Source organism: Streptomyces sp. NPDC005151 (genome assembly GCF_053599875.1).
Genome location: NZ_JBSFYR010000160.1, coordinates 1 through 8,773, shown reverse-complemented (window position 1 = coordinate 8,773; position 8,773 = coordinate 1). Strand labels below are relative to the sequence as shown.

General features: G+C 69.7%; 8 protein-coding genes and 2 pseudogenes. 5 read left to right on the top strand and 5 right to left on the bottom strand.

Going from position 1 to position 8,773, the window contains the following annotated elements; genetic code table 11:
• Nucleotides 1-1,346: IS200/IS605 family accessory protein TnpB-related protein (locus ACWD6R_RS38520; RefSeq protein WP_451823011.1), on the bottom strand; the 1,346-nt coding region annotated here is incomplete at its 3' end.
• 174 nt (nt 1,347-1,520) lie between these two features.
• On the opposite strand from ACWD6R_RS38520, the pseudogene ACWD6R_RS38515 reads away from it, so the two are divergent.
• From ACWD6R_RS38515 to ACWD6R_RS38500, 4 genes and pseudogenes are all read left to right on the top strand, one after another.
• Nucleotides 1,521-1,745: pseudogene (locus ACWD6R_RS38515) on the top strand (SAM-dependent methyltransferase); the annotation flags it as partial.
• 13 nt (nt 1,746-1,758) lie between these two features.
• A complete protein-coding gene (locus ACWD6R_RS38510; RefSeq protein ID WP_451823010.1) occupies nt 1,759-2,940 on the top strand; it encodes a sensor histidine kinase in 1,182 nt (393 codons plus the stop codon).
• On the top strand, nt 2,937-3,665 hold the full coding sequence (locus ACWD6R_RS38505; RefSeq protein ID WP_451823009.1) for a response regulator: 729 nt from the start codon (nt 2,937-2,939) through the stop codon (nt 3,663-3,665). Before ACWD6R_RS38510 ends, ACWD6R_RS38505 begins: the two co-directional genes overlap by 4 nt.
• A 74-nt stretch (nt 3,666-3,739) precedes the next feature.
• On the top strand, nt 3,740-4,936 hold the full coding sequence (locus ACWD6R_RS38500; protein ID WP_451823012.1) for a serine hydrolase domain-containing protein: 1,197 nt from the start codon (nt 3,740-3,742) through the stop codon (nt 4,934-4,936).
• A 217-nt stretch (nt 4,937-5,153) separates the two neighbouring features.
• On the opposite strand, the pseudogene ACWD6R_RS38495 reads toward ACWD6R_RS38500, so the two are convergent.
• Nucleotides 5,154-6,213: pseudogene (locus ACWD6R_RS38495) on the bottom strand (ISL3 family transposase); the annotation flags it as partial.
• 37 nt (nt 6,214-6,250) lie between these two features.
• A complete protein-coding gene (locus ACWD6R_RS38490; protein WP_451823013.1) occupies nt 6,251-6,400 on the bottom strand; it encodes a hypothetical protein in 150 nt (49 codons plus the stop codon).
• Between ACWD6R_RS38490 and ACWD6R_RS38485 the strand changes: the two genes are divergently transcribed.
• Entirely contained in the window at nt 6,399-7,307 is a 909-nt protein-coding gene (locus ACWD6R_RS38485; RefSeq protein ID WP_451823008.1) for a hypothetical protein, read from the top strand. The genes ACWD6R_RS38490 and ACWD6R_RS38485 overlap by 2 nt on opposite strands.
• 94 nt (nt 7,308-7,401) lie before the next feature.
• Here ACWD6R_RS38485 and ACWD6R_RS38480 read toward each other — a convergent pair whose 3' ends face one another.
• Nucleotides 7,402-7,617 (bottom strand): hypothetical protein, encoded by a 216-nt coding sequence (locus ACWD6R_RS38480; RefSeq protein WP_451823007.1) that lies wholly within the window; start codon nt 7,615-7,617, stop codon nt 7,402-7,404.
• Nucleotides 7,604-8,719 carry an IS701 family transposase gene (locus ACWD6R_RS38475; protein ID WP_451823006.1) on the bottom strand — a complete coding sequence of 372 codons (1,116 nt, stop codon included), beginning with the start codon at nt 8,717-8,719 and terminating at the stop codon, nt 7,604-7,606. The genes ACWD6R_RS38480 and ACWD6R_RS38475 overlap by 14 nt, the downstream gene beginning before the upstream one ends.
• Nucleotides 8,720-8,773: the final 54 nt, after the last annotated feature.

The window sequence follows — 8,773 nt, the reverse complement described above, 5'->3', positions numbered from 1 at the left end:
TCGGGCGTGCCCCTCTTTCGGCGTGGGGTGGCCAGCGGCTTCTGCCAGTGCTGGCCACCCCACTGGGAGGTGTAGGCCGGACCCACCGCGACAATGCTCAGGCCGTGTTCGGCGGCCATCGACACCCGCCGGGCCTTGAGTTTCCCGGTCGGCATGCCGGAGATGAGCTGCCGGAACCGCTTCCGGCGGCCGTGCTTCTCGCGGGTCTTCTCGGCGGTGAAGTCGAGATCTTCGATCCCGATCGCCGCGACCCCGACACGCCTCGCCCAGTTGATCAACCGGGTCAGGGCGTGACGGATCTGCGCGTCGCGGTGGCCAGCCGAACCGGACAGGTCGTAGGGGAAGCGGCGCGGGTCACCGACCGGGTTGCCGTGCCGGTCGAGGTGGTAGGCGGCGAAGTGGTCGGCGTTGGTGTCGACGCCGATCACGCCCCGGGCGCGGGCGGTCTCCAACGGGATGGTCCGGACGACGGGGCGTTGCCAGGATGCGGTGAGATACCAGCAGCCGCGCTCCGTATCAAGGTGGATGCGGTAGGCGACTGCCCGGTTGGCTTCGATGCGGTCGGCCCACTCCGTGCCCCGGTGCGCGAATGCGATGCGGGAGGTGAGGGTGTACCGGCCGTGCCTGGTGTTGGCCAGGTGGGCGAGCGGGACGGGCAGCTTGATGGACACTTCGCCATCCGGGGTGACGCGGATGGTCTCGTTCCCGAACCGCTTCCCCGACTCACCGTCAGCCGCGATGAACCAGCGTTCCGCATCCCAGCGTTCCCGCCACTGGTCTTCGGTGAGCCGGGCCTGGGTGAGGTGGTGGCGGGTGTTGAGGAGACGTTTGCCGCCCCACACCACACGAACCCGTCCGGCCTGCCGGTCGGCGACAACGGCCGCATGCCGTGCCTCCAGTGCGGCGAGGCGGCGGGACTTGTAAAACCACTCACCCTTGGAGTGGTAGCCTCCTGCGGCCCGTTTCGTTCCGGGTTCACCGATCGGGAGGGACAGGCGGTGCCGCAGCGTTCTGATCCCGGTTTCCAGTGTCTGGATGTGTGCTGCCTGGCAACGGCGCGCGAGCGCCCATTGATCGTGTGTGGCCTTGGTGATCGCACCCGCGATCCGCGACGACGACACCCCGGTCAGCTCCCGCTTACGCGCCGCCCAGGCGTCCGCACCGTGCTCCAGACCATCCGCGCAGCGAGCCTTGAGATCACGGGAAGCGAGCGCACCCTGATGCTCACCGACTGCGCGCAGGACTTCCTCGTCCTGGGGCGTGAGGTGCTTGAGACGGTCCCGGACCGCCACCCCGCAAGGCCCGGGCACCACGAAGGACCCGGCCAACTTCCGCACACCACCCACCACGTCACCCCCTCCCACCAGACCGGGCACCTGCCGCCCAGCCCAACGAGCAACAGCCGCCAAGGTCACCCATTCGGCCCCAGAACCCCCGTTCCCACCCCACGGACCCGCCGACAGGACTCACTCCCGCTCACCACAACTCACTTCAGTGCAGCAAACTGGCAACAGCTCGCACCCACCCTGGAACTGGGCGGCGAGGGCAACGAGGCGGCGATGCGGTTCTGGAACGAGAACGCCACCCCGCCGATCACCGCCCGCAGCCGCGCCGAGTTCGCCACGTTCCTGGAGGGTCTGGAGCTTGTCGAGCCGGGCATCGTCTCGTGTGCGCGGTGGCGGACCGACCCGGGAACCACGGCGCCGGTGGTCGCCCAGTTCGGCGCCGTCGCCCGGAAGCCCTGACAGCACCGACAGCATGCACATAAGAGACCTGGCCCCGAGGGTGCTCGGGGCCGGCCCCCGGACCGTGGACCTCACCGTCGCACTGCTGGTGCAGGCCGCGGTGACCATGCCGTTCGTCGTCCCGCGGGCCCCGGAGCTGCCGGAGGCGACATGGACGGCGTACGGGCTGACCACCTTGACCGTGCTGCCGCTGGTCGCCCGTCGGCGGGCACCGGTCGCGGCCCTGATCGTCGTGCTCCTGGCCGGTGGCCTGTACAAGTTCGCCGTCGACGGTCCGGGCCAGCCGCTCCCGTACACCGGCCTCGTGGCGTTCTACACGGTGGCCGAACTCTCCTCGCCGCTGAAACGGCTCGGGATTACGATGCTCACGGCTGTGGCGGTGGTGTTCTCGGTCGGCCTCGACAGCAGCGAGATCAGGGAGCTGCTCTTCTCTCTCTTCGTGTTCGCCGCGGCCTACGCGTTCGGCCGGTTCACCGTGACGCGCAAGGCCTGTCTGAATGCGGTGGAGGACCGGGCCCGGCAGCTCGAGCTGACGCACCGGATCGAGGCCGAGCAGGCGGCGGCGCGCGAACGGACCCGGATCGCACGGGAGATGCACGACATCCTGTCGCACGCGGTGAGCCTGATGATCGTGCAGGCGGAGGCCGGACCGGTCGCGGTCCGTACGGCGCCGGAACGTGCCGAGGCGGCGTTCGACGCGATCTCGGAGACGGGCCGGGACGCCATGGTGCAGCTGCGCCGGATGCTCGGCGTGCTGCGCGAGAACGAGAGCGCACCGGACGCACCCCGGGAACCTCAGCCCTCACTGGCCGAACTGCCGGCACTGATCGCGCGAGTACGCGGCAGCGGCCTGGAAATCCCGTACGAGGTCACGGGCCCGGCCCGGCCGCTCGGCCTGGCCGTCGAGGCCACGGTCCACCGGATCGTGCAGGAGGCCCTGACGAACGTCGTCAAACACGCCGCCGCCGACACGGTGTCCGTACAACTGGCATACGGAACGGAAGCGTTGACCCTCATCATTACCGATGACGGTTGCGGTTCCGGGACCGGCACCGGCATGGGCCTGATCGGTATCCGGGAGCGCGCGGCGGCACACGGCGGCACCGCCGTCACCGGCCCGGGTCCGGGTGGCCGGGGGTTCCGGGTCCGGGTGACGATTCCGCAGGCAGATACGCGTACAGGGGTGGGAAGTTGACGATCCGCGTGGTGGTGGCCGACGACCAGGAGCTCGTGCGCAGCGGCTTCGCGATGATCCTGGCCGCACAGCCGGACATCGAGGTGGTGGCCGAGGCGGGCGACGGCGCCGCGGCAGTCGACGCGGTGCGCCGGCTGGCGCCCGACGTGGCGTTGCTCGACATTCGGATGCCCGGCACGGACGGCATCGAGGCGTGCCGCGCCATCAGCGCGGAGACCGGCTGCCGGACGGTCATGCTCACCACCTTCGACTCGGACGATTACGTCTATGAGGCGCTGCACGCGGGGGCGAGCGGGTTTCTGCTCAAGGACGTGCGCCGCGACGATCTGGTGCACGCGGTACGGGTGGTGGCGGCCGGGGACTCGCTGCTGGCGCCCTCGGTGGCCCGCCGGCTGATCGCCGACTACACCTCGCGGCCGGCGGCCTCGGCCGTGTCGTCGTCGGCGCGCCTCGACGTGCTGACCGCCCGCGAGCGCGAGACGCTGCTGCACCTGGCCCGCGGTCTGTCGAACGCGGAGATAGCGGCCGCGCTGGTCGTCAGCGAACACACGGTGAAAACCCATGTGGGCCATGTGCTGTCCAAGCTGGGACTGCGCGATCGGATCCAGGCGGTCATCTGCGCGTACGAGTGCGGTGTCGTCACTCCCTCGCCGGAGGGACAGCCGTCATCCGCCTCCCCCGCACGGGTGAGAAAAGCGCCCGTCGAGGACCGCTCGGCCGGGTGATCCGCCGGGGCCTGCGGATCAACAGGATGGAGTCCATCAGCAGTTACGGATTCCGCGCCCAGGAGGCACCGGACATGAACGCCCGCACTTCCCGTACCGTCGTCGCAGCCGCCCTGCTCCTCGGCATCGCCGCCGGCCCGGCCGGACCGGCGCTCGCGGCAGACCGCACCGCGGCGACCGCCGCCGCGACCACCGGGCACGCCGCCCCGGACGCCAAGGCCCTGCGGGCCGCGATCGCCGGGCTCCCGAGGACCGACGCCACGGCCGCACTTGTTCGGGTCGCAGGCACCGCGGGAATCTGGCGGGGCAGCTCCGGTATGCACGACCTGGAGTCGGGGCTCCCGGCGGACCCGGGGGGCCGTTTCAGGGCCGGTTCGGTCACCAAGGTCTTCACGGCGGCCGTCGTGCTACAGCTGGCCGGTGAGGGGAAGCTCGACCTGAACCTGCCGGTCCGGCACTATCTGCCGGAGCTGATCCCGGCGGCGTACAAGAAGGTCACCGTGCGCCAGCTGCTGAACCACACCAGCGGCATCCCGTCCGTCGGCTCCGGCGGCGACACGCTCGACGAGTGGTACGCGCACCGCTTCGATCTGCACGACGCGGCGGACACGGTGCGCGAAGCCACCTCCCGGCGGCCGGACTTCGCGCCCGGTACGCAGCAGCACTACGACAACATCGGCTACACCGTGGCGGGCCTGCTGGTCGAGAAGGTCACGGACCGCACGTACGAGTCGGAGGTGTCCCGCCGCATCCTGGATCCCCTGGGACTGAAGGACACCGGCTTCCCCGGCACCGACCCGACGATCCGCGGCCCGCACAACCACGGTTACCAGGTCTTCGCCGGGGCCGACGGAACCAGCGAACTGCGCGATGTGACGGTGTGGGGGGCGACGGACGCCTGGGCGGCGGGTGATCTGATCTCCACCACCGCCGATCTGGAGCACTTCATCCGGGCGCTGTTCCGCGGGCAGGTGGTGCGCGGGCCGCTGCTGGAGGAGATGTTCACACTGCCCAGGGCATCGGTACGCGAGTACGGCACGGGCGACCCGGCCGCTTACAGCGCGGGTCTGTCGGTGATGAGGCTGGGCGGGCGTGAGGTGTGGGGCAAGACGGGTGGCCGCTGGGGTTACAACTCCGCCGTCGCGGCCACCCGCGATCTCTCGCGGACCCTCGTCTACAGCGTCAATGCGACGGACGCGAAGGGGGAGAGCATGAATGCCACGGCGATGAACATCGTGGTGGCCGCCTTCGGTGTCCCGTCGGCCGAGTGACTCAGACCGACCGGCAATGGGGGGGTGGGTGAAGGAGCGGGGCTGGGGTGCGTGCATCGCAAGGCGGAGGATTGAGCCATGGTGATGGACGACAACGCCGCGAGGTGCGTGCCCCAGCCCCGTGACGCCGCCCCCCCATTGCCGGTCGGTCTCAGACCGTTGCTGCGGAAGCCGGCCCGGCCACCGGGTCCGGCGTCCGGCCCAGCGCTTCCAGCCGCTTGATCTCGCGGAAGAGCTGGAGCACGCGGACGGCGGGATCGGCCGTCCGGCGGGTGCGGAGGTGGTCGCGGTAGGGGGCGACGAGGGTCGGCCGGTAGCGCGGGGCCCGGCGCATGGCTTCGGGTTCCCGGGTGCGTGCGTAACGCTTGACGGTGTTGAGGGCGAGGCCCTGGCGGCGGGCGCATTCGAGCAGGCCGACGCCCTTGTCGAGGAGGTCGTGGACCTCGTGCCACCGTTCACGGGTGGTCTGCTCGCGCACTCCTTCGGGGCGGGGCGGGTTGACGGTGGCCCAGCAGGAGCTGTGGGAGCGGACCTCGGCCAGGGCCTTCTCGCAGAGGTTGTGCCACAGGTGCATCGGTCGCTGACCTGCACCGCGTCGGCAGGGCCCGGCGTATGGCCTCGCCGCAGGAGGCCGAGCCGTCCCGGCAGACGACCTCGGCGCCGGGATGCTCGCGCAGCCACGCCTCGAGGGTGTTCCCGCTGCGGTCGGGGAGCACGTCGATCCGCTCGCCGGTCTCGGCGTCGATCAGGATGGTGGCGTACCGGTGTCGGCGCTTGAGGGCGAAGTCGTCCACGCCGAGGACCCGTGGGACCCGGAGCGGGGGCAGAGACAGCCGCATGAGCATCCGCAGTGCGGTCGAGCGTGACACCGCGGCGGCCAGAGCGCCGGACAGACGGGCGCCCGCCCGGCCCGCTAACTCCTTGACCACGGATCCGAGTCGGTCGGCGAGGCGATTCGTCCGACGCTGGTAGCGCTCCAGCAGGCCGGGCACCTGCTCACGGAACGTCTGCCGCGGGCAGCCCAGCACCGGGCACACCAGGCGCCGCACCCTGACCGACACCACCACCCGCCTGCCGTCCACGGGCACGTCCGCCACCGTCCGGTGATGGAAGCTGTGCACCCGCCCGGTCCGCACCCCGCACACCGGACACGGAACCGGATCATCCCGGGTAATGGCCACCACCCGGACCAGATCACCCTCGTCCGCCACACTCTCGACGACCAGGGCGGACAGACCCGAAAACACCACACCTACAAGGGCGTCGACCTCAAGCACGCCTCAGCCTGACACCAGGGCGCCTCTATGTCTTTCGTCAAGCGAGGCGTGGGGTGCGGGGTTCGTAGAAGGTGCCGTCGCGGAGCATGGCGAACAGGACGCTGATGTGGTGTCGGGCAAGGCGGAGGAGAGCTTGGGTGTGGCCGCCATACCCTCCGACGGACACCGCTATAGGCTTCTTAGTCATGCACATAACAGCACGTGGATCGGCCGTCGGCGCCGTCGCTCTCACCACTGTCCTTCTGGCTGCGGTCACCGGTTGTTCGTCCGACTCCGACAAGGGTGACAGCGGTTCCAAGCTGCTCGGAGGGCTCGAAACCCTGGCCGACGACAACGGCGCGAAGCAGGTGACCTTTCTCGACGCGGCCGGGGTACGGAAGCTGAGCAAGGGCGACTCGAAGCGGTTCAGCTTCGTCGCGCAGCCGGGCAGCTCCCTGCTGAACTCGTACCAGCCCGGGCCATGGGAGCAGCACCTGAAGGTGACCCAGATCGACACCGCGGTCGACACGGCCGAGGCAGGCCACTGGGAGGGCTCGTTCGACGCACCCGCGATCACTAAATCGCTGAAGTCCAACGGCTACACGCAGAGCGAAAGGGACGGCGAGAAAGTCTGGACGCATCCTGGGAACACGGGGGTCTCCGTCCGGGTCTCGGAGGACGAGGTCTCTTACTCCTCCAAGGACTCCGACCCCATGTCAGCCGTCACCCCGAAGAAGGGCGCCTCCCTGGCCGACAACAAAGAGTACCGTCGCGCGGCCGAGTGCCTGGGAGACGTCTACCGCGCGGACTTCAACCCGCTCAGCTCCCCCAATCCGGTACACCTGGCCGCTCTCGGCCAGCAGGCGGCCTCCGCCGCAAAGAACACCGAAGTCCTGTGTTTCGTAGTCAAGGACGACACGACGGCTCAGCGACTGGAGGCCAAGCTGCGGTCTGTGGTCAGCGCCGAATCACCGAAGTTCGACGGCACGAAGGTGACCATCGAAAAGGGCGACCAGCCCTTGGTGCGCGCGGTCGTCCCGGACACCACCACTCAGCGACCGGGCCGGTTGATCATCTCCGACATGGAACTGTGGATGACCGTCAGCGACCTCTGAGCACTTCAAACCCGGCCACGACGGCGGACGCCCTCCGGTAACGGCAGTAGCCGCTCTCGACGGCTGACGACAAGGCCGGTTCACCCGTCGGTCGTCATGCGGTCCTCGTCTCGGTCGCGCGGGCGTCAGCAGGCTCGTGCCCCTGGTCCTCGTCGTCAAGGTCGCCGTCGGAGGGCCAGATGCCGAAGGGACCGGGGGCGGTGGCACCGAGCTGGACGGCGCCACCCTTGAGCCGGTGGACATCACGGCGCGGTACTCCTGTGGTGGGCGGGTACTCCAGCCGTAGTTCGTGATCTTCATGCTTGAGCAACTTGCCGCCTGTAGTGGCTGGCCCGGGATCGGGCCTGGTGGCGGCGTCGCCAGTCGGACCAGCCGAGCCGGTGGGCGGCATCGTGCACCGGCCGGACGACGAGGGTGATGAACAGGCGCTGGATCTCGTTGCAGGTGAGCGATATGAGGCCGTTCGGTGCCGGGTGGCAGGCGTGCTCATCGGCTCGGACGACAGCGAGGAAGGCGTGGGCGAGCATGGCGAGGGTGACCCAGCGCGACCAGGACACGTATCGGCGGACGTGGTGCTCGTCCAGGGCGGCCAGGCCTTTGCCGGACTGGAAGAACTCCTCCACCCGCCATCTTGATCCAGCGACTCGCACCAGCTCGGTCAACGGCACCGGGACAGGCGAATAGCAACGGTAGTAGGCGAGTTCGCCACTACTACGGTTGCGGCGAACCAGCAGCTGGCGGCTTTCGGTCCGGGGGTCGGCGAGGTCGATGACAGCCCAGTCGTAGAAGCGGTGGCCCTTCGCCCCGGCCCCAGCTGACAACGTCTGCCAGGCCTGCTTGGGCACCTTCTTGGCCAGGGCGTCCGCGCGGAACCTCCCGGCACCGGTGGTCACTTCGTGCGAGCAGGCCACCGCGAGAACGTAGCCAGTGCCGCGTTCCTCCAGCGCGGTGCGAAGTTTCGGGTTGCCGCCGTAGACCTCGTCGCCCGCGACCCAGAGGGTCCGGTGACCGGCGTCCAGGAACCGGGTGACCATGCGGGCGGCCAGTTCCGGCTTGGTGGCGAAGGCGGTCTCCTCGCCGAGCCCGACGGCGCGGCAGCGGTCGGGGTCGGTGATCCACGAACGCGGGACGTACAGTTCCCGGTCCACCGCGGTGTGCCCGCGCTGACCGGCGTAGACCAGGTAGACGGCAACTTGGGCGTTCTCGATCCTGCCGGCGGTGCCGGTGTACTGGCGTTGGACGCCGACCGTGTGCGTGCCCTTCTTCACGTCGCCGGTCTCGTCGACCACCAGCACCGCCCGGTCGTCGCGCAAGTGCTCCACCACGTAACCGCGCACGTCGTCGCGGACGGCGTCGGCGTCCCACTTGGCCCGGCTGAGAGCCTGTCGGGTGACCTCTGATCGGGCGGCCACGCCCTGGCACGCACGCTTCCCGCGTTGCCGAAATGCCCTGGTAGCTCCTTCCCC

Excerpts from the sequence above, each read along its gene's own strand:
- ACWD6R_RS38510 (WP_451823010.1), top strand. The coding sequence starts at position 1,759 with ATGCACATAAGAGACCTGGCCCCGAGGGTGCTCGGGGCCGGCCCCCGG.
- ACWD6R_RS38500 (WP_451823012.1), top strand. The coding sequence starts at position 3,740 with ATGAACGCCCGCACTTCCCGTACCGTCGTCGCAGCCGCCCTGCTCCTC.
- ACWD6R_RS38485 (WP_451823008.1), top strand. The coding sequence starts at position 6,399 with ATGCACATAACAGCACGTGGATCGGCCGTCGGCGCCGTCGCTCTCACC.
- ACWD6R_RS38490 (WP_451823013.1), bottom strand. The coding sequence starts at position 6,400 with ATGACTAAGAAGCCTATAGCGGTGTCCGTCGGAGGGTATGGCGGCCAC.